Source organism: Sheuella amnicola, assembly GCF_010499255.1.
In the GTDB taxonomy this organism is placed as follows: domain Bacteria; phylum Pseudomonadota; class Gammaproteobacteria; order Burkholderiales; family Burkholderiaceae_B; genus Zwartia; species Zwartia amnicola.
In genome coordinates this window covers 63,687-83,905 of record NZ_JAAGRN010000008.1, presented here as the reverse complement: position 1 = coordinate 83,905, position 20,219 = coordinate 63,687, and the positions used below count along the sequence as shown (strand labels likewise).

Annotated in this window: 14 protein-coding genes and 1 tRNA gene; 12 read left to right on the top strand and 3 right to left on the bottom strand. The window is 54.3% G+C overall.

From position 1 onward, the window contains the following. Position 1: 1 nt before the first annotated feature. Together G3I67_RS12045 and G3I67_RS12040 are read right to left on the bottom strand one after the other, a co-directional pair. Positions 2 to 2,272 carry a 3-hydroxyacyl-CoA dehydrogenase NAD-binding domain-containing protein gene (locus tag G3I67_RS12045; RefSeq protein ID WP_311197108.1) on the bottom strand — a complete coding sequence of 757 codons (2,271 nt, stop codon included), beginning with the start codon at positions 2,270 to 2,272 and terminating at the stop codon, positions 2 to 4. Further along, positions 2,181 to 3,383 (bottom strand): acetyl-CoA C-acetyltransferase, encoded by a 1,203-nt coding sequence (locus G3I67_RS12040; RefSeq protein ID WP_163655681.1) that lies wholly within the window; start codon positions 3,381 to 3,383, stop codon positions 2,181 to 2,183. The genes G3I67_RS12045 and G3I67_RS12040 overlap by 92 nt, the downstream gene beginning before the upstream one ends. A 206-nt stretch (positions 3,384 to 3,589) precedes the next feature. Here G3I67_RS12040 and G3I67_RS12035 point away from each other — a divergent pair, with 206 nt between their 5' ends. The 4 genes from G3I67_RS12035 to G3I67_RS12020 are packed head-to-tail and all read left to right on the top strand — an operon-like array spanning position 3,590 to position 8,558. Next, complete coding sequence (locus G3I67_RS12035; protein WP_311197110.1) at positions 3,590 to 4,735, top strand: CaiB/BaiF CoA transferase family protein; 1,146 nt, start codon at positions 3,590 to 3,592, stop codon at positions 4,733 to 4,735. Between the two features lie 58 nt (positions 4,736 to 4,793). Continuing rightward, complete coding sequence (locus tag G3I67_RS12030) at positions 4,794 to 7,091, top strand: acyl-CoA dehydrogenase family protein (RefSeq protein WP_163655677.1); 2,298 nt, start codon at positions 4,794 to 4,796, stop codon at positions 7,089 to 7,091. 50 nt (positions 7,092 to 7,141) lie between these two features. Further along, positions 7,142 to 7,936, top strand: a complete 795-nt coding sequence (locus tag G3I67_RS12025) for an enoyl-CoA hydratase/isomerase family protein (RefSeq protein ID WP_163655676.1) — start codon at positions 7,142 to 7,144, stop codon at positions 7,934 to 7,936. Between the two features lies 1 nt (position 7,937). After that, positions 7,938 to 8,558 carry a GTP-binding protein gene (locus G3I67_RS12020; RefSeq protein WP_163655674.1) on the top strand — a complete coding sequence of 207 codons (621 nt, stop codon included), beginning with the start codon at positions 7,938 to 7,940 and terminating at the stop codon, positions 8,556 to 8,558. Between the two features lie 404 nt (positions 8,559 to 8,962). Here G3I67_RS12020 and G3I67_RS12015 read toward each other — a convergent pair. After that, positions 8,963 to 9,039, bottom strand: a tRNA-Met gene (locus tag G3I67_RS12015). A gap of 77 nt (positions 9,040 to 9,116) precedes the next feature. Between G3I67_RS12015 and scpB the strand changes: the two genes are divergently transcribed. The 8 genes from scpB (at position 9,117) to typA (ending at position 20,197) form a co-directional block, all read left to right on the top strand. Then, a complete protein-coding gene (gene scpB, locus G3I67_RS12010; protein ID WP_163655672.1) occupies positions 9,117 to 10,118 on the top strand; it encodes an SMC-Scp complex subunit ScpB in 1,002 nt (333 codons plus the stop codon). Further along, entirely contained in the window at positions 10,115 to 11,932 is a 1,818-nt protein-coding gene (locus G3I67_RS12005) for a pseudouridine synthase (RefSeq protein ID WP_311197107.1), read from the top strand. Before scpB ends, G3I67_RS12005 begins: the two co-directional genes overlap by 4 nt. 161 nt (positions 11,933 to 12,093) lie before the next feature. Beyond that, complete coding sequence (gene rimP / locus G3I67_RS12000; protein ID WP_163655670.1) at positions 12,094 to 12,591, top strand: ribosome maturation factor RimP; 498 nt, start codon at positions 12,094 to 12,096, stop codon at positions 12,589 to 12,591. Continuing rightward, positions 12,588 to 14,066, top strand: a complete 1,479-nt coding sequence (nusA, locus tag G3I67_RS11995; protein WP_163655668.1) for a transcription termination factor NusA — start codon at positions 12,588 to 12,590, stop codon at positions 14,064 to 14,066. The genes rimP and nusA overlap by 4 nt, the downstream gene beginning before the upstream one ends. 67 nt (positions 14,067 to 14,133) lie before the next feature. Next, positions 14,134 to 17,124, top strand: a complete 2,991-nt coding sequence (infB, locus tag G3I67_RS11990; RefSeq protein WP_163655666.1) for a translation initiation factor IF-2 — start codon at positions 14,134 to 14,136, stop codon at positions 17,122 to 17,124. A gap of 8 nt (positions 17,125 to 17,132) precedes the next feature. After that, the gene (rbfA, locus tag G3I67_RS11985) at positions 17,133 to 17,534 is read left to right on the top strand and encodes a 30S ribosome-binding factor RbfA (protein WP_163655664.1); all 402 of its coding nucleotides are present in this window, start codon (positions 17,133 to 17,135) and stop codon (positions 17,532 to 17,534) included. A gap of 31 nt (positions 17,535 to 17,565) precedes the next feature. Next, a complete protein-coding gene (gene truB, locus G3I67_RS11980; RefSeq protein ID WP_163655662.1) occupies positions 17,566 to 18,378 on the top strand; it encodes a tRNA pseudouridine(55) synthase TruB in 813 nt (270 codons plus the stop codon). A 10-nt stretch (positions 18,379 to 18,388) separates the two neighbouring features. After that, a complete protein-coding gene (gene typA, locus G3I67_RS11975; RefSeq protein WP_163655660.1) occupies positions 18,389 to 20,197 on the top strand; it encodes a translational GTPase TypA in 1,809 nt (602 codons plus the stop codon). The last annotated feature ends 22 nt before the right edge of the window (positions 20,198 to 20,219 follow it).

Genomic DNA, 20,219 nt, shown 5'->3' with positions numbered 1-20,219 from the left:
CTCACTCGAAACGTTGGCCACTTTGGGCTTTTTGGATCAGAAGGGTGGGCGGTTCGAACCGCGCACCGTATTTTGCCGCAAGTTCACGCGCACGGGCGACGAATTCCGGCAGACCATACTGATTGATGAATTGTATGGTGCCACCCGTCCAACGCGGAAACCCGATTCCGAGTATGGATCCAACATTGGCGTCGCGGGCCGATTCCAGTACTCCTTCTTCCAGGCAGCGCACGGTTTCTATCGCTTGCACGAATAGAATTCGGTCTTTCATGTCCTGGTAGGGGATCGCAGTTTTACCTGCTCCAAAATGCCGACCCAGATCGGGCCAGAGATATTTCTTACCATCGGCAGGATATTCGTAGAAGCCGCCCCCTGCGGCGCGACCCGGACGCTTGAACTCGTTGACCATCTTCTCGACGACGGCATCGGCGGCATGGGGTATGTATTGTTTACCTTCGGAGGCCAGATCGATTTTTGTCTGTTGCACGATGGAAAGCGACAAGGCCATGGACACCTCGTCAGCGACGGCAAGCGAACCAACCGGCATGCCGACCTGGAGACAGGCGTTTTCGATCATTGCGGGGTTGGCGCCATCGGCGAGCATGCTGATGCCTTCATTCCTAAAGGTGCGGAACACTCGGGACGTAAAGAATCCGCGGCTGTCATTGACTACGATCGGGGTTTTGCCGATCTGCATCACATAGTCATAGGCGCGAGCGAGCGTTTCGGGTGAGGTTTTTTCTCCTTTTATGATTTCAACAAGAGGCATTTTGTCTACGGGAGAGAAAAAGTGCAGGCCGATAAAGTTTTCCGGTTTTGCCGATGCCGTAGCTAATCCGGTGATCGGCAATGTGGATGTGTTCGAGGCCATGATCCCATGAGCGGCCAGGCAGGGTTCGGCTTCGCGCGTGACTTGCGCCTTGAGGTCGCGTTTTTCGAAAACAGCTTCAATGATCAAGTCACATCCCTTGAGGTCGTCGACACGATCGGTCGGGGTGATCAACGCGAGAATGGACGCGCGTTTTTCGGCGCTCATCTGGCCTTTTTCGACACGCTTGTCCAGCAACTTTTCCGTGTAGGCGCGTCCCTTCATGGCGGCCTCCATCGATACATCCTTCAAAACGGTTGGAATGCCGCGCATCACGTTTGCATAAGCAATGCCTGCGCCCATCAAGCCGGCTCCGAGCACGCCCACGCGGGTGAATTTCGCAGTCGTAAATCCGGCCGGACGGCTTTTGCCGGACTTGATTTCGTTCATGTGGAAAAAGAACGTGTTGATCATGTTCTTTGCCACAGGGTTGATTACCAGGCTAGTCATGTAGCGGGCTTCGATACGCAAAGCAGTGTCGATATCGACCATCAGCCCTTCGATCGCGCAAGAAAGAATTGCCTCTGGCGCGGGCAGACAGCCGCGCGTTTTTTTCTGCAGAATCGCCGGTGCGGTACGCACGAAAGGCAGAAGCTCGGGTGAGTTCGGCTTGCCGCCCGGAATCGAAAAGCCTTCCCGATCCCAAGGTTGCGCGGGTGAAGGATTAGCGTGAATCCAGGCGCGTGCAAGCGACATCAGTTCATCGACATCCTTTGCCGTACCGTTCAATAAGCCCGACTTCAGGCCTTCGGATGGCTTGAAAATCTTTCCTTCCATGACGTAGGGCAGGGCGGCTTTCAGGCCGAGCATGCGCGTCATCCGCACAACGCCACCGGCACCCGGCAGCAATCCCAAAGTGACCTCGGGCAAACCAAGCATGATCTTGTCATCGTTCAGGGCGAAGCGGGCGTGACTCATCAGGCAAAGCTCCCATCCACCACCCAGAGCTGTTCCGTTGATCGCTGCAACAACGGGCTTACCCAGCGTTTCAAGAAGACGATGCTCCATTTTCGTGACGATGGAGCGTTGATAGAACGTTTCGGCCTCTTCAGGTTTGACGGCGATCAGATCCTTGAGGTTGCCGCCTGCGAAAAATGTTTTCTTGGCCGAAGTCAGAATCACGCCTGTGATCTTGTCTTTTTCTGCGACGAGTCGATGAATCGTTTCGCTGAACGATTGCTTGAATGCCGCGTTCATCGTGTTGGCCGATTGATCGGGCGCATCGAAGGTAAGGGTGACGATGCCGTCTGCGGCTTGTTCGAATTTGATTGGATTCATATTGGCTGTATTCGTGGTCATCTGCTGTTGTTGATTAAACGCGCTCGATAATGGTCGCGATACCCATGCCGCCGGCAACGCACAGCGTGACAAGGCCTCGTTTGAGATTGCGGCGCTCCAGTTCATCAAGCAATGTGCCTAGCAGCATGGCGCCGCTGGCCCCTAGCGGATGCCCCATCGCGATAGCGCCTCCGTTGACATTCACTTTTTCGGCCGGAACATTCATTTCGCGCATAAAGCGCATGACCACGGACGCAAATGCTTCATTGACTTCGAACAGATCAATATCATTAACCGTCAATCCGGCTTTGGCGAGAGCTTTCTTGGTTGCGGGGGTTGGTCCGTCGAGCATGATGGTCGGTTCGGCACCAACGACGGCAGTCGACACCACGCGAGCCCGAGGCTTTAATCCGAGCGACCTGCCTTTCGCTTCGGATCCGACCAGAACAAGTGCTGCGCCATCCACGATGCCGGAGGAATTGCCTGCGGTATGGATATGGTTGATGCGATCGACCTGTGGATAAGCAAATTGCGCCATCGCGTCATACATTGCTTCGCCGGGTACTTGGAATGCGGGTTTGAGCTTGGCAAGTTTTTCGAGAGTCACATCGGGTTTGATTGTTTCGTCCTCAGCCAGAATCGTGATGCCATTGATGTCTTTGACCGGGACGATCGACTTGCCAAAGTAGCCTTGGGCGCGGGCATGCGCCGCTTTTTGTTGTGAATGCAAGGCAAAAGCGTCTGCCTGCTCACGCGTGAAACCATCAAGCGTGGCGATCAGGTCTGCACCGATCCCTTGCGGAACCGAATGCATCTTGAGCAGCACAGCTGGCGCATCTTTCGATCCGAGCATGCTTCCCATCGGAACGCGGGACATCGATTCAACTCCGCCCGCAACGACCAAATCTTCCCAGCCCGAGCGTATTTTCATCGCGGCAAGATTGATTGCTTCCAGTCCCGAGCCGCAATAACGATCCAGTTGCAGACCGGATACCTGCCAGTCCCAGCCCGCGGCCAGGGTAGCGGTCTTGCCGATGCAGCTTGCCTGATCACCCCAGGGTTGTACGCATCCAATCACCACGTCATCAACTTGCTTCGTATCGAGATCGTGACGCGAGGCCAGTGCCTGCAACAGGCCCGTCAACAGTTGAACCGGCTTGACTTCATATAGCGCGCCATCCTGGCGACCCTTTCCCCGTGGAGTGCGAATCGCATCGAAAATCATTGCTTCTGTCACTTTTTGGCTCCATTTCGACTCATTTATACGGATCGATCATAACAAGGTGCATGGAACTCCACTCAGTGAATGAGGTGGGTTTTATAGGTCGCCGAGCGAGACCTGCGAAGGATGGCTAAACTGATGGAAAATACTTGTTTGAATTTTGCTTGCGCCTGTAGTGATTTGAAGCTAATAGGGCGCACCATAGATACACAGGGGACATGATGACGGGACCATTGAAAGGCGTGAAAGTGATCGAAATGGCCGGCTTGGGGCCAGCTCCTTTTGCCGCCATGATGCTTGCCGATCTGGGCGCCGAGGTGATTTGTATCGATCGCCCGGTTCGCTCCGTATCCAAGGGAGAAAAGCAATCCTCCGCCCCTAAAACTGAAATTTTGAGGCGTGGAAAAAAATCCATCTCCCTTGACATGAAGCAGCCCGCCTCGGTTCAGGCCGTCCTTCAATTGATCGAGAGCGCGGATGTTTTGCTTGAAGGCTTTCGCCCAGGCGTGATGGAAAGGCTCGGATTGAGTCCGCAAGTCTGTCATGCGCGAAACCCCAAGCTTGTGTACGGAAGGATGACCGGTTGGGGGCAAACAGGCCCTCTTTCCCATGCTGCGGGCCATGATTTGAACTACATTGCTTTGTCGGGTGCGTTGCATGCCATAGGCACCGCGGATCAACCAGTGGTTCCCTTGAATCTGGTCGGGGATTTTGGCGGAGGCGCCATGCTGCTGGTTGCCGGTGTATTGTCCGGAATCATTCAGGCACGTTCAAGTGGGCGCGGACAAGTCGTTGATGCAGCCATGACGGATGGCTCGGCATTGTTGATGAGCATGATGTACGGTTTCATGGCTTCAGGCGACTGGAAGGACCAGCGCGCGAGCAATATGCTTGACGGCGGAGCCCATTTTTACGGCACGTATCGTTGCTCTGATGACAAGTGGGTGGCGATCGGCTCTATCGAGCCCCAGTTTTATGCCTTGCTGGTCGAAAAGTCCGGAATCGCTGATGTGGACCTGTCAGCTCAGCGCGATCCGAATACCTGGCCGGACATGAGAAAACGTTTCGAGCACATTTTCGCTCAGCGCACACGTGCCCAATGGTGCGAAATCATGGAAGGGACGGATGTATGCTTTGCGCCGATCATGGGCATGCGCGAAGCCGCTGGCCATCCGCACAATCAGGCTCGCAAAACTTTTTCCGAGGTGGATGGCGTGTTGCAACCATCACCCGCGCCCCGGTTCAGTGTGACGCCTCCAACGATTGCGCATGGTCCTGTTGGAATTGGCGCAAATACGAACGAAATACTTCAGACGCTTGGCTTGTCGGATGAGCAGATCCGCACCATATCAGGCATCAACAGCTAGCTATGCATTAATCATTTTTAAAATTTCACATAATTAATCAAAATACGGGAGAATTTTTATGAGTCATGACGCCATCGAAGCTTTTCGAGATAGCGCACGGGATTATCTGAGTCGTTCAAACACGATTAGTCGATTGCGTGCATTGCGTTCAAGCGATACCGGATTTGACCGGCAGGCCTGGCAGGAAATCGCCAACTCTGGCTGGCCCGCGCTATTGATCCCCGAGGACGATGGTGGCATGGGGTTGGGGCTGCGTGAAATGGCAGCGATCGCCGAAGAGGTTGGACAGCACTTGTTGCCCGAACCCTATCTTGCGGTCGCGGTGCAGGCGGCAACGGCATTGTCCAGATCGCCACGCGGTGCGTTGCGTTCGCTTTTGCTCGAGCAGCTGGCAACCGGTGAATTAATCGCGGGCTTGGCCTGGCAGGAAAAGCTGGGACAGATGACAACCGATGACATTTCGACAACGGCTACCGCCGCCGCAGACGGTTGGGTTCTCAATGGCGTCAAACGCTTTGTCTTGCCGGGCACTGGTGCAGATGGCTGGATCGTGTTGGCTAAACACAATGCCAAGCCGTTGCTCTGCTGGGTTCCCGCTGGCACGCAAGGCCTGGGCGTCACCACTCAGCGCTGCGTGGACGGGTCGGTGATGGCGGATCTCACATTGAATCAAGTGCCTGTTGCGGCAACGCACGTATTGGCGCAAGACTACGGCGCATTGCTCGCCGTTGCAGACGCGAATGATTTCACGCGCGTGATCCAGTCGGCCGAATTGCTTGGCGTGATGCGTCGCGCCCTTGCTGTAACGATCGAATATCTGAACACGCGCAAACAGTTTGGTCGTGCCATTGGAAGTTTTCAGGCTTTGAAGCATCGCACGGTAGATGCCTATGTTCAGGTCGAGTTGTCGTCAGCGTCCCTGAACGAGGTGCTTGGGCTGCTCGAGCAAGGTGGCGCCGCTTCGACATTATCGAGTCGCGTCAAAGCGCGTTGCGCGCATGCGGCATTGATGGTGACGCGCATGGCGATCCAGTTTCATGGTGCAATGGGCTATACGGATGAATGCGATATTGGCTTGTATTACAAGCGCGCCATGCAACTCTCATCCTGGCTGGGCAACGTGGATGCGCATCGGGCCCGTTATCTCAAAGAAGCGCCACCTGAACAGAAAGCCAGTGATGAATCGTCAGCTCATGACTTCCCTCGCGATGCGGATTGGGAAAACATGCCGGAGGCTGACTTCCGCAAAATGTTGCGCGCTTTCTATGCCAAAAATTATCCCGAACATATGCGCAATGTTCCAAGGCGCTTGCATTGGAATGAAATCAAAGACTGGTACATGACTTTGTCCAAGCAGGGTTGGGTGGCGCCTGCGTGGCCCAAGCAGTTCGGTGGTATGGGCTTGCCTCCTGCGAAAATGATCGCCTATGTGGAAGAGCAGGAAGAGTACGGCGTGGCGCGCGCGCCTGATATGGGCATCGTCATGATCGGCCCATTGCTGATTCAGCGCGGCACACCCGAGCAGCAACAAAAGTTCTTGCCGAAAATCATCGCCGGCGAACATATTTGGTGTCAGGGTTACTCTGAACCCGGAGCCGGATCAGATCTTGCATCCTTGCGAACCGAGGCGATACAGGATGGCAACGAGTTCGTGGTCAATGGCCAGAAGATCTGGACCACGCTGGCCCAGGACGCAACCCATATGTTTACCCTTGTCCGCACGGACAAAGAGGCTAAGAAACAGTCCGGCATCAGTTTTTTGCTGATTGACCTTAAAACGCCCGGCATCACGATTCGCAAGATCAAAGATATCGGTGGACACGAAGAGTTTTGCGAAGTGTTTCTCGATAATGTTCGCGTCCCCGCGGAAAACCTGGTTGGGCAGATGAACGAAGGCTGGACCATCGCAAAAGCGTTGCTTGGGTTCGAACGTATTTTCCTGGGTAGTCCTAAGCAATCGCGTTACGCATTGAGCCAGCTCAATTCGTTGGCGGTGCATCAGGGATTGTTCTCGGATCCCTTGTTTGCTGCGCAATACGCCGAGCTGGCTATTGACGTGTCCGACCTTGTGGCAGCCTACACACATTTTGCCGATATCGTTAAGCGTGGAGAAGTGTTGCCGCCCAGTGTGTCATTGCTCAAGATCTGGGCAACCGATACATATCAGCGAATTTGTACATTACTGGTCGAGGCTGCCCAGGAGCATGGTTGCACGGGCTACACCAAGGATTTTGGTCCGGCCGGGCTGGATGTGCCTGCCATCATGTTCAACGCAATTCCTTCGACGATCTACGGCGGAAGCACTGAAATCCAGAAGGAAATCATCTCGAAAAACGTACTCAGATTGCCCGACTGATGTGACGATGCAAATATCGAAAACGCAAAGAGTGGATTGGAGGTTTTCAATTGGAAACAATTAATTTTGAAGTGGAGGATGGCGTCGCCACATTGACGCTTAATCGTCCCCAACGCAAAAACGCAATCGATGCGGTGATGCGGGAAGAATTGAAGGAAGTGGTTTTTTCGCTTCCTCGGCGTCGCGACCTGCGTGCGCTGATCATTACCGGCGCGGGAGGTTCGTTTTCGGCTGGAGGCGATATCAGCGTCATGGGGCAGGGGACACTGACGCCCGAAGAAGGACGCGACAGAATGCGTCACGATTATCTGTCCTGGATCGAAGCGATATTGCGCCTCGAAATCCCCGTGATCGCGGCCGTCGATGGTCCTGCCTTCGGCGCGGGATTCAGCCTCGCATTGACGGCGGACATTGTCTTGGCTACCCCCCGAAGTCGTTTCTGCCTCTCTTTCATGCGCTTGGGGCTGGTTCCTGATTGTGCGGTGTTCTATACATTACCTCGCATAGTCGGGCAACAGCGGGCCAAAGAGCTCGCGTTTTCGGCTCGTGATTTTGATGCGGCCGAAGCGCAGCGCATGGGTATTGTGTTGGAGGTGACACCTGAAGGTCGTGTCCTTGAGCGTGCCCAACAAATGGCGCGTTGTTTTGCCAATGCCGCTCCGGCGGCTTTGGCAATGACGAAACGCGCCTTCAATGTGTCGATGAACAGCACACTTGAAACCATGATGGATATCGAAGCGGCGGGTCAGGCTGTGGCGCGAACGACGCAATGGCACACGGATGCAGTTCAACGATTCCTGAACAAACAGCCTTCAGCCTTTCAGTGGCCATCTAAACTGGACTGAAGTGTTCTTTGCAACATCCCGGCAATTAGGTCGAATTCCCGTTGTTGCCATCACTGGCGCACCGGGAAGCGGCAAAACGACTTTTTTGAACAGGTTGTTGCAAAAGCCCGAACTCGCCCGCACGGTTGTACTGGCAACCACGGGCGAAAACAGGACTGCATTCGAATATGACCGTGTGCTTTATCTGCCCGCAACCGATTTCATATCCGAAGCGGGTTGCCTGTGTTGCGATATGCGCAGCGCACTCGGAGACACGTTGCGCGATCTGTTTCTGAAAGCGTTAGCTAAAAAAGTCTCGCCAATCGATCGAGTCTTTATTGAGACTCCCGCACTGGATCCATCGCAGCTTAAGTTCACTTTGCGCCACGCACCATTTCTAGGTCAGCGATATGTGTATCGAGGCACATTTTTCGTTCTGGACGCAGTGCGAGCCATCAATTCCGGCCTGGATCAACAGGATCAAGACGCCATTGCTCATGCCGACCGGTTGATATTGGCTAAAAATGATCTCGCCAATACAGCGGACCTGAACAAGCTTGAGGCGTCTTTGCGAATGATTCGAGCCGATCTGGCGGTTCTCGGATCGGACCGAGCGTCTCAAGTCTTGATCCCAACTTCCTAATACGGTACACTGGCCGTAGTGCAGGTTGAGTTAAAACCGGATTGCCAATTTCATTTCAAACCTAGGACCTTAAGCAGGTTCCGGTAAGCGCGATCCAGGATGTTTCGTTTTTTTAGATTTGTCGGCCATATTTACTGACTTCCGGGGCCTGACGCGTTAAACGAAACCGATGTGTCAACCGCAGTGTTCAATTTTGTTCTACCCGTTTGCGGCACGTGCGTTTGCTTCGCCTGTTGTATGCGCAATCAATTTCCGATACTGGATTTTGAATTGTGCGCAGGCACAGTGTCATTTGCGATGACGCGAATTCGAAACGAGCAAGGTTGAATCGGAAATCTTGAGTATGAAAGCCAGGAGTGGAAATAAAAACTGGCCGAGCGCTAAAGCGATCGACCAGTTGGATTTGGTTGCGGGGGCAGGATTTGAACCTACGACCTTCGGGTTATGAGCCCGACGAGCTGCCAGACTGCTCCACCCCGCGTCTGATGAAAAGAAGTATAGCGCATATAACGATCCGGTACAAGTTACTGGTGCGAAAGAAGGATGTAAAAACCGCTTATGAATGATCAAGAAGCTACGCTAGTGCTTGAAGCCGCGTTGTTGTGCTCGGCTTCACCTATGTCGTTGACGGAGTTGCGCAAACTGTTCGATGAAGATGATGAACTCACCTCCGTCCGCATACAAGAGATGTTGCAGGCGCTGCAATTGAGCTGGGTGGGGCGCGGCATGGAGTTGGTCGAGTTGGCTAGCGGATGGCGCTTTCAAAGCACCGAGGCGATGCAAAAATATCTCGAACGACTTAATCCCGAGCGTGTGCCTAAATATTCGCGTGCAGTGATGGAAACACTTGCAATCATCGCATGGCGTCAGCCTGTTACCCGCGGCGATATCGAAGATATTCGTGGCGTGACGGTCTCATCTCAAATCGTCAAGACTTTGGAAGATCGTGGCTGGATTGAAGTCATCGGACATCGCGATGGGCCAGGCAGGCCCAGTTTGCTTGGTACCACTAAACAATTTCTGGATGATCTCGGGCTGCGTGCGCTGGATGAATTGCCTGCGCTGGGACAAGCTGAGATTACCGAAGCCATACAAGCACTGACGGTCGATGGTGCGCCACTTACCGCAGATGAAATCGCGGCGGCAGGCCAAGGCAGTCTGATTGAGGAACCGGGAGCAGTAACCGAAGAGGGTGCAGCTGCGCAAGCAGCAACCGAAGCCGAAACGACAAATGAGGCCGAAGTATCAGCCGGAACTGAAACAACAGCCAAGACCGAAGCCAGGGTCGACTTAACTGCCGAGATTGATTCAGAAAATGCGGTGGAAAAAGACGAATCGATTGATATTGAAGAAACTTTTATCGAGGACACCTCGATCGACGATATCGCCATTGAATCAATTGACTCGCAGGTGGACATGAATGTCGAGGCTTTTACAGATAGTGTCGAAGACATCAACGACAACCTCGAAAACACAAACGACAGCGTCGAAAACACAGATCAAACAACCGGGGCTGAATCCTCGGTGGAACAACACGAATTTAAACCGGAGTCCAAGTGACCAATTCCAATTCAGAACAAGACAATACGAATAACCCCGTGTTGCATGATGCGCCCGGCATCGAGCGCGATGAGCAACCATCAGGCGAGACGGTTGTCGGCAAGCCCCGCGGCCGTAAATTGCGCACACCATTCAGGCGTCGCCGAAGCGATGCGCCTGCCGTGGTTGAGGGTGATGTCGTCGCAGGATCTTCAGTTGCATCAGAAGCAGTTGGCGGTGAAACGGATAACCAAGTAAGCGAATCTAGACCTTCTCGCGCACCCAGAGCTCCGCGCGCCCCACGTGCAGCGCATGGCTCGCCGGAGTCTCGGGTTGGTCGTGGTTCGCGCGGCCCGCGTAAACCACGACCCGAACATGATGTAGCCACAGAGGCGGACTTCAGCGCCCATGATATCGAAGATGCTTTTGATCTTGGAGATCCGGTTGAGGCTGAAAAAGAAGCCGAGCAGGCCTTGTCTTATTTAAGCGGGGCACAACGCATCGAACAAAGGCTAAACAAGTATTTGAATAGCGATGTTCTGATGCCCAAGCTACATAAAGTGCTGGCCGATGCAGGCATTGGTTCTCGTCGCGAGATGGAGGAGCTCATCGTTGCCGGACGTGTGTCGGTCAATGGCGAACCTGCTCACATCGGACAGCGCGTCGGCGCAAACGATCTCGTGCGAGTCAATGGTAAGCCCATCACGCGAACCAATGCACGCAAGCCTCCTCGTGTCATTCTCTATCACAAGCCTGCCGGCGAGATCGTCAGTCACGACGATCCTGGCGGTCGTGCCAATGTATTTTCGCGCTTGCCAAAACTGAAAGTCGGGAAATGGCTATCGATCGGACGTCTGGATTTGAATACGGAAGGTTTATTGATTTTGACCACTTCCGGAGACCTGTCAAATCGAATGTTGCACCCTCGCTATGGCAACGAGCGCGAGTATGCAGTTCGTGTGCTGGGTGAGCTGGGTTCCGATCAGCGTCAGTCTTTGCTTGACGGGGTGGTGCTTGATGATGGCCCTGCTAGTTTCGGTTCGATTGAGTTTCTTGGGGGCGAGGGAAGCAATCGCTGGTATCGGGTAACTCTGAATGAAGGGCGTAACCGCGAAGTGCGTCGCATGTTCGAGGCGGTTGGGTTGACGGTCAGCCGATTGATCCGTACGCGTTTCGGCGACATCATTTTGCCGACCAACTTGCGTCGCGGGCGGTGGGAAGAGCTCGACCCGAAAATCGTCAACGCTTTATTGGTGCAAACCGGATTGTTAAGAGACGAAGAAGATGGCCCCAGGGGGCGTACACGCGGTCCCCGTCAGCCCGTTTCGCATGACAGTGCTTTGCCGCCAGGATTCGGCACCATTGATCGAAATGGAATGAATGGTGCGCGCGTGGGGCGTAAAGGGAAAATTCAGGGGGGTCGCACTCCTCAGGCATCCGGGTATGGCCATTCATCCGAGTCCGTTCCCGCCGTGTTGACTGTAGGTGGCGGTTACGCAAATGGCCACCCTCAGAGCAAAGGCGGGAAGGGCCAACGGGGCAAAGGCCCGGGTCAGGGACGGACAGGACAAGGTCGCCTGGTCTCGGCCGATGGGCAACCCGGCGCTCGCCCAGCCACAGGGCGTCCAGTGGGTCCGTCCCATGGTCCGCGTCCGGCGAAGGCAGGAGGTCGCGGGCCCGGTAAGTCCGGCCCGGGCGCACCGCGGCCTAAATCTCCTCAGGGACGCCCGGATCGAGCACGTGCCGCAGCACGCGGCGATGACTGGCAACCCAGTGGCGCCTCGGCGCATGAGTCCAGGCTCGGTTTCACCAAATCCTCGCGTGGTAACAGGTAACTGATAAAAAGTTGGGTTGCCGATCCAAAATATGTCGTAAATGATTGGCAACACAAGATATTTTTGTCAAATTGTGCTAGAATTTACGGCTTGACGGATAGTTGGTCTGTCTGTTGTATGAATGGGCTGGCTTTCAGCCCATTTTTATTTTTCGAATTTGTATGGCCGATCTTTTTACTCTTGCGCAACAAGCACTTGCATCGATGGACGTTGAACTTGTCGACGTCGAATGGGGTGCGCTCGGCCTATTGCGTGTCACGATCGATCGACCTGAGGGCGTCCGGATTGAGGATTGCGAGCAAGTGTCGCGCCATCTCTCCCGTGTGTTCGAGGTTGAGAACATCGACTATCGTCGACTCGAGGTTGGTTCGCCGGGTGTGGATCGTCCTCTGAAGTCCGAAGCTGATTTTCAACGCTTCGTTGGTGAACACGTAGAGGTCAAGTTGCGCAATGCGGTCGAAAATCGCAAGGTGTTTTCTGGTGTACTGGTCAGCGTATCACCGCAAGCCGGCACCACAGGTTCTGATGCTGCAGCGCCATGCTTCGGTGTCGAGTTTGAGGCAAAAAAGGGCGAAACCCAGGTGGTGACTTTCACGTTTGCGGACGTTGATCGCGCCAAGCTGGATCCCGTTCTGGATTTCAAGGGCAAAAAGCGATGAGTCGCGAAATTCTTCTTCTGGTAGACGCTTTGGCGCGTGAAAAAAACGTCACGCGTGATGTGGTGTTCGATGCACTTGAGGGTGCGTTGGCATCCGCAATGAAAAAACGCTTCAAGGAAGATGCGGATATTCGCGTCTCCGTTAATCGCGCCAATGGCGATCATGAAGGTTTCCGCCGTTGGTTGGTTGTCCCTGACGAGGCCGGTTTACAAGAGCCCGATAAGCAGGAAATGCTCTCCGATGCACGCGAGATCGTTGCCGATATCGAGGCTGGCGAGTACATTGAAGAGCCGCTTGAGCCAATCGAATTTGGTCGCATCGGGGCGCAGGCGGCTAAACAGGCCATTTTGCAGCGTATTCGCGATGCCGAGCGCGAGCAGGTGCTGAATGATTTCCTGGATCGTGGCGAAGCAATTGTGTCTGGTTCCATCAAGCGCATGGACAAGGGCGATGCGATTGTTGAAACCGGCAAGATAGAAGCACGCCTGCCGCGCAGCGAAATGATCCCGAAAGAGAACCTTCGCATTGGCGACCGTGTTCGCGCCTGGGTGCTCAAGGTCGATCGTACCGCACGCGGTCAGCAGGTGATTCTTTCGCGCACCGCTCCGGAATTCATTCAACAACTGTTCGAAAACGAAGTGCCTGAAATCGAACAGGGTCTTCTCGAAATCAAAGGTGCTGCGCGCGATCCCGGCGTTCGTGCCAAAATCGCCGTGGTGGCGTACGACAAGCGCATCGATCCGATCGGAACGTGTGTTGGGATGCGTGGTTCGCGTGTCACCGCAGTGCGTAACGAGTTGGGTGGCGAACAGGTCGATATCGTTTTGTGGTCCGAAGACCCTGCCCAGTTCGTGATTGGCGCCCTGGCTCCGGCCAATGTCGAATCGATCGTCGTGGACGAAGATCGTCACGCGATGGATGTTGTGGTTGATGATGAAAATCTGCCCAAGGCAATTGGTTCGAAAGGGCAAAACGTGCGTCTGGCTTCAGAGCTGACGGGTTGGCAAATCAATATCATGACTCCCGAGGAAAGCCAGAGTCGTCAGGAGCAGGAGCGTGCTGGATTGCGTTCTATGTTTATGAGCCGCCTGGACGTCGACGAAGAAGTGGCGGACATCCTGATAGATGAAGGATTCACGGGGCTTGAGGAAATCGCTTACGTCCCCATGCAAGAACTACTCGAGATCGAAGCCTTCGACGAAGACACGATCAATGAGTTGCGTACGCGTGCCCGTAATGCGCTGTTGACTGAAGCCATCGCTCAGGAAGAGCGTGTCGAAACCGCGCAGGATTTGTTGAGTCTTGAGGGAATGACGGCTGATTTGGTCGCCAAACTTGCCGAAAATAACGTGCATACGCGTGATGATTTGGCTGAGCTGGCAACGGATGAGCTCGCTGAAATGGTCGGTATTGACGAAGCTGCTGCCAGTGAATTCATCATGGCGGCGCGTGCGCACTGGTTCGAAGACCAGTAAGTCGCCTGGATTGAATTTGTTGATTTGCCGGAAGTTGTAACGCAGTAAAAAGGTAAGAGAGAGCCTAATGTCGAGTAATACAGTCGCCCAGTTCGCCATCGAGCTGAAAATGCCTGCCAACGTGCTGCTTGAACAGTTGCGCGCGGCCGGCGTCGAACTCAAGTCGGTGGAAGACAAAGTCACGGACAGCGACAAAGCCAGGTTGCTGGAGTCGTTGCGCCGTTCGCACGGTGCGACCGAAGGTAAAAAAATTACGCTAACGCGCCGTCAAACCTCTGAGATTCGTCAAGCAGATGGCTCAGGACGTTCCAGAACCATTCAGGTCGAAGTGCGTAAAAAGCGTGTCTTCGTCAAACGTGATACACCCGAAATCGGTGAATTGCCTGTTGGCAATGAGGCTCAGGCTCCCGTTGAAACTCCGGCCGATGATCAGCAAGTTGTGCAGACCGTCACGCCCCAGTCCGTCAGCCCGGCCCCTTCAGACGTTGTAGTCGATGCAGCTCAGACCGTTGAGGCATCAGCACCTCAGCCGACTGTTGTGGCTGAAGAGCCGGCAGTCGCCGAGCAGGAGCCTGCAGTTGTTGTAGAGTCTGCCCAGGATACGCAGCCTGTTGTTGCTGAGGCTCAACCCACCGAGACTGTTCAGGTCGAGGCGCCTGTCGCTCAGGATGTTGCGCAGATTGTTGAGTCTGCGCCTGTACAAGCTCCGGCTGCTGATATCGAACCCGTTCAGGCTGTTACTGCAGATCAAGCTGAAGCACAATCCCCCGTTCAAGAAGAAACTAAAGCCAAGGCTGAAAACGCACCTTCACCCACACCGTTCGTCAAGCAACCATTCAAAGCCGCGCGTGGACGCGTCGCCCCTGTTGTCGCATCCACAGTAAGTAGCGGATCCGATCAGGATCGTGATCAGGCGCGTCGGGCTTCGGAAGCCGAAGCGGCCGCTTTGCGCGATATGCTCAATCGTCCGCGCAGAGTGTTGAAAGCCGTTGAGCCTGATGCGGCAGCACTGTCAGGGACCTTGCATAAACCTGCCGGCGGCAAGGGGTCTAAAAAAGACAAAGACGGTGCCGCCTCGGACAGTGGTGGCAAAAAGGTCATTAAATCCGGTGAAGTTTCATCGACATGGTCCGAGGATTCTTCTCGTAAAAAACCTGCTGATAAACGCGATGCTTTGGCAGCGAACGCAGGTCGAGAAGGCTGGCGCGCCGGCGGCAAGGGTAAGGCGGGTGGTAAAAAAGGTGCGCGTGGCGCAGCTGCCGCTCAGACCCCCGATCGTCGCGAACCGGCTGTGGTTGAATTTATTGCCCGAGAAATTCACGTTCCCGAAACCATTAGCGTCGCCGATTTGGCGCACAAAATGTCGGTTAAGGCCGGGGAAGTGATCAAGCATCTTATGAAACTGGGTCAAATGGTGACCATTAACCAGGTGCTTGATCAGGAAACCGCAATGATCGTGGTCGAGGAACTCGGCCATAAAGCAATTGCAGCCAAGCTGGATGATCCGGAGGCCTTCCTTGATGAGGAAGCAGCTCATGAGGATATCCAACTGTTGCCGCGTGCGCCGGTCGTGACCGTAATGGGACACGTCGATCACGGCAAGACCTCGCTGCTTGACTACATTCGTCGTGCAAAAGTCGCATCCGGCGAAGCTGGTGGTATTACCCAGCACATCGGTGCATATCATGTTGAAACCGAACGTGGCATGGTGACTTTCCTCGACACTCCCGGCCACGAGGCATTCACGGCCATGCGTGCCCGCGGAGCCAAGGCAACCGACATTGTGATTCTTGTTGTTGCTGCGGATGACGGAGTCATGCCCCAGACGAAAGAGGCGATTCACCATGCGAAAGCAGCTGGTGTGCCCTTGGTTGTCGCGATCAATAAAATCGATAAGCCTGATGCCAATCCCGATCGCGTCAAGCAGGAACTCGTAGTTGAAGAAGTCGTTCCTGAAGAGTACGGCGGCGATGTGCCGTTTGTACCGGTATCGGCCAAGACCGGTCAGGGGATCGATGATCTGCTTGAAAACGTTCTTTTGCAGGCTGAAGTGCTCGAACTAACCGCTCCGATTGATGCACCTGCCAAGGGGCTGGTGATCGAAGCGCGTCTTGATAAGGGTCGTGGCCCCGTTGCAACCATTCTTGTGCAGGGTGGTACGCTAAACCGTGGTGATGTGGTGCTGGCCGGTGCGAGCTATGGCCGTGTGCGCGCCATGCTGGATGAGAACGGCAAGCCGATTCAGACCGCTGGCCCTTCCATCCCCGTTGAAATACAGGGTCTGACCGAGGTGCCTTCGGCTGGTGATGAATTGATGGTATTGGCTGACGAGCGACGCGCTCGTGAGATCGCCTTGTTCCGCCAAGGTAAGTTCCGTGACGTGAAGTTGGCTAAACAACAGGCCGCCAAGCTCGAGTCTATGTTCGATACCGCGGTTGAAGGTTCGCAAACTTTGTCGCTGATCGTGAAAACGGATGTTCAAGGCTCTCAGGAAGCTTTGGTCAATTCCCTGCTCAAATTGTCCACCGATGAAGTTCGGGTTCAAGTTGTGCACGCAGCGGTGGGTGGTATCTCCGAAAGCGACGTCAACCTGGCGATTGCATCGGGTGCAGTGATTATCGGATTTAACGTTCGAGCCGATGCGAGTTCGAAGAAACTTGCTGAATCCAACGGTATCGACATTCGCTACTACAACATCATTTATGACGCGGTCGACGAGGTCAAGTTGGCCATGTCTGGCATGTTGGCGCCTGAAAAACGCGAGGAAGTCATCGGCATGGTCGAGGTGCGCGAGGTTTACACGATCTCCCGTATCGGTACCGTTGCCGGTTGTATGGTCACCGAGGGTCTGGTTCGTCGCGACTCGCAAGTTCGTTTGTTGCGCGGCAACGTTGTCCAATGGACTGGCTGGCTCGACTCGTTGCGTCGTTTCAAGGACGATGTCAAAGAGGTCAAGTCCGGTTTTGACTGCGGTATCACTTTGCGCAACAACAACGATCTGCAAGTTGGCGATCAGCTCGAAATTTTCGAAATCAAGGAAGTGGCCCGCTCGCTTTAAATTTATCCATGAGTCGCCATAAACAGAAAACCGCCCCCGGCCGTAATCTCAGATTGGCCGACCAGATCCTGAAGGATCTGGCGATCATCATCCAGCGCGAAATCGATATGAGTCGCGCCGGGTTGATTACGCTGTCGGGCATTGAGCTTAGCGCCGACTACGCTCATGCCAAGGTTTACTTCACGGTGCTGGGCGCAGAGCCTGAACAGGCCACTCGGTTATTGAACGAAAAAGCGGGATGGTTTCATTCTCTATTGTTCAAGTTGTTGCACATCCACACTGTGCCGACGCTTCATTTCTATCATGACCCGCAGCTTAAGCGCGGCATTCAGATGTCTGCCCTGATCGATCAGGCCAATTTGCCCGGTCAGTATACGGGTGTCCCAGACGAGCCTTTGGACAAGCCCTGAGGGCTATCGTCTTTTTCTTGGATATTTGACGATGGCTAAGCGACGCGGGCGCGTGCTCGATGGTGTGTTGTTGCTTGATAAACCAGTAGGTTTATCGAGTAATCACGCTTTACAGCGCGCCAAAAGGGCGCTGGATGCCCAAAAAGCTGGACACACCGGAACGCTCGATCCTTTTGCGACCGGTTTGCTGGTGTGCTGTTTGGGACGTGCGACCAAAATATCGGGGTCGATGTTGAATGCCGACAAGGCTTATCGTGCCACGATCGCATTCGGACAGGAAACCGATTCAGGTGATTTGACCGGAATCGTGGTGAATCAGGCGGCAGCTGGATTTGAAGGCGTATCCCGCAATCGCCTGCAGGAAGTATTGGATAGTTTTTTAGGCACGCAAATGCAGATTCCTCCCATGGTGTCGGCATTGAAGCGTGACGGTAAGCCCCTGTATGAATATGCCAGACAGGGAATCGTTTTAGAACGTGAACCACGAGAAATCACGATTCGTAACATTGAATTGTTATCTTTCACGCCAATGCAGGCGGAAATTCATGTTCACTGCACCAAGGGTACGTATATTCGGACGCTTGCGCAGGATATCGGACGCATGCTTGGTTGTTTTGCCCATCTATCGGCTTTGCGCCGAACGATGGTTGGGCCATTCAAACTCGAGGATGCGATCGAACTCGAAGCATTGCAGACTATGGATGCTCCGGAATCAGTTCTGATCGGAATCGACACCTTGCCCTCGGGCTTGATGCCGGCGCCCAAAGTACAAGTAAAAGCGGTCGACTCGTCCGCACCCGTAAACGCACTATCAGCAGACGCCTCGTCTGCGTCGACTATTTAAAGGACTCTGTATGTCACGCGCTTTGCGTAACGTTGCCATTATCGCCCACGTTGACCACGGCAAAACCACTCTGGTGGATCAACTCCTTCGCCAGTCTGGTACATTCCGTTCAAACGAAAAAGTGGCCGAACGCGTCATGGACTCGAACGATCTTGAAAAAGAACGCGGTATTACCATTCTTTCTAAGAATTGCGCGGTCGAATATGATGGCACCCATATCAATATCGTCGATACGCCCGGACACGCCGATTTCGGTGGCGAGGTCGAACGCGTCCTTTCGATGGTCGATGGCGTGTTGTTGCTAGTCGATGCCGTCGAAGGCCCCATGCCGCAAACGCGCTTTGTTACCAAAAAGGCGTTGGCCCTCGGTCTGAAGCCCATCGTTGTGATCAACAAGGTCGATCGTCCCGGTGCTCGCTGCGATTTCGTGATCAACGCGACATTTGAGTTGTTCGACAAGCTCGGCGCGACCGAAGAGCAGCTCGATTTTCCGGTTGTTTTCGCCTCGGGTCTGAATGGCTACGCCGGGTTGACCGAAGACGTCCGCGAAGGCGATATGCGCCCCTTGTTTGACGCGATCCTAAAGCACGTGCCTATGCGTGAAGATGATCCGAACGCACCTTTACAACTGCAAATTACCTCCATCGATTACAGCACCTACGTCGGCAAGATCGGTATCGGACGCATCAAGCGTGGCCGAGTTAAAACCGGCATGAACGTGATGTGTGTCGATGGGCCGGATGGGACCCCTTACAGCGGCAAGATCAATCAGGTTTTGAAGTTCAAGGGATTGGAGCGCGAAGTCGTGGAAGATGCGATTGCGGGCGATATTGTGCTGATCAACGGCATCGAAGATATCGCGATCGGTACGACGATTTGTGCTCCGGATCAGGTGGAAGGGTTGCCCTTGCTTAAGATCGATGAGCCAACCCTGACGATGAACTTTATGGTCAACACCAGTCCGCTAGCCGGTCGTGAAGGTAAATTCGTCACTAGCCGTCAATTGCGCGAGCGACTGGATCGCGAATTGAAGTCGAACATGGCCTTGCGCGTGCGCGATACGGATGACGATACTGTGTTTGAAGTCGCTGGTCGCGGTGAATTGCATCTGACTATTCTGGTCGAAACCATGCGTCGCGAGGGCTACGAGCTGGCCGTATCGCGTCCGCGCGTGGTGTTCCATGAAGAAGATGGCGTCATGATGGAACCCTACGAAAATCTGAGTATCGATCTTGAAGACAACACTCAGGGTGCCGTCATGGAAGAGCTGGGTATTCGCAAGGCCGAGCTGCTCGATATGGTGAGCGATGGCCGTGGCCGCACTCGTCTCGAATACCGTGTCCCCGCGCGTGGTTTGATCGGTTTCCAGGGCGAATTCATGACGATGACCCGTGGTAACGGCTTGATGAGCCACACGTTCGACTCTTATGGTCCCGTCAAGGAAGGCATGCTGGGCGAGCGTCGCAACGGTGTGCTGATTAGTCAGGATGATGGTCACGCTGTTGCGTATGCGCTTTGGAAGCTTCAGGATCGCGGTCGTATGTTTGTATCGCACAACGATCCGGTCTACGAAGGCATGATCATCGGTATACACAGTCGCGATAACGATCTGGTCGTCAATCCGATCAAGGGCAAGCAACTGACTAACGTTCGCGCATCGGGTACCGATGAAGCCGTTCGTTTGGTTCCGCCAATTGCCCTGAACCTCGAATATGCGGTTGAGTTCATCAGCGATGACGAATTAGTCGAAGTCACGCCTAAGAGTATCCGCCTGCGCAAGCGCTTCCTGAAAGAGCACGAGCGCCGTCGCAATCGTTAATCGTTCACCGGAGATCATCTCC

What these genes read in the sequence shown, in the direction of transcription:
- G3I67_RS12045 (WP_311197108.1), bottom strand. Translation starts at nt 2,272, where the DNA reads ATGAACTGGAGCGCCGCAATCTCAAACGAGGCCTTGTCACGCTGTGCG.
- scpB (WP_163655672.1), top strand. Translation starts at nt 9,117, where the DNA reads ATGAATGATCAAGAAGCTACGCTAGTGCTTGAAGCCGCGTTGTTGTGC.
- G3I67_RS12030 (WP_163655677.1), top strand. Translation starts at nt 4,794, where the DNA reads ATGAGTCATGACGCCATCGAAGCTTTTCGAGATAGCGCACGGGATTAT.
- G3I67_RS12035 (WP_311197110.1), top strand. Translation starts at nt 3,590, where the DNA reads ATGACGGGACCATTGAAAGGCGTGAAAGTGATCGAAATGGCCGGCTTG.
- rbfA (WP_163655664.1), top strand. Translation starts at nt 17,133, where the DNA reads ATGAGTCGCCATAAACAGAAAACCGCCCCCGGCCGTAATCTCAGATTG.
- nusA (WP_163655668.1), top strand. Translation starts at nt 12,588, where the DNA reads ATGAGTCGCGAAATTCTTCTTCTGGTAGACGCTTTGGCGCGTGAAAAA.
- rimP (WP_163655670.1), top strand. Translation starts at nt 12,094, where the DNA reads ATGGCCGATCTTTTTACTCTTGCGCAACAAGCACTTGCATCGATGGAC.
- typA (WP_163655660.1), top strand. Translation starts at nt 18,389, where the DNA reads ATGTCACGCGCTTTGCGTAACGTTGCCATTATCGCCCACGTTGACCAC.
- infB (WP_163655666.1), top strand. Translation starts at nt 14,134, where the DNA reads ATGTCGAGTAATACAGTCGCCCAGTTCGCCATCGAGCTGAAAATGCCT.
- truB (WP_163655662.1), top strand. Translation starts at nt 17,566, where the DNA reads ATGGCTAAGCGACGCGGGCGCGTGCTCGATGGTGTGTTGTTGCTTGAT.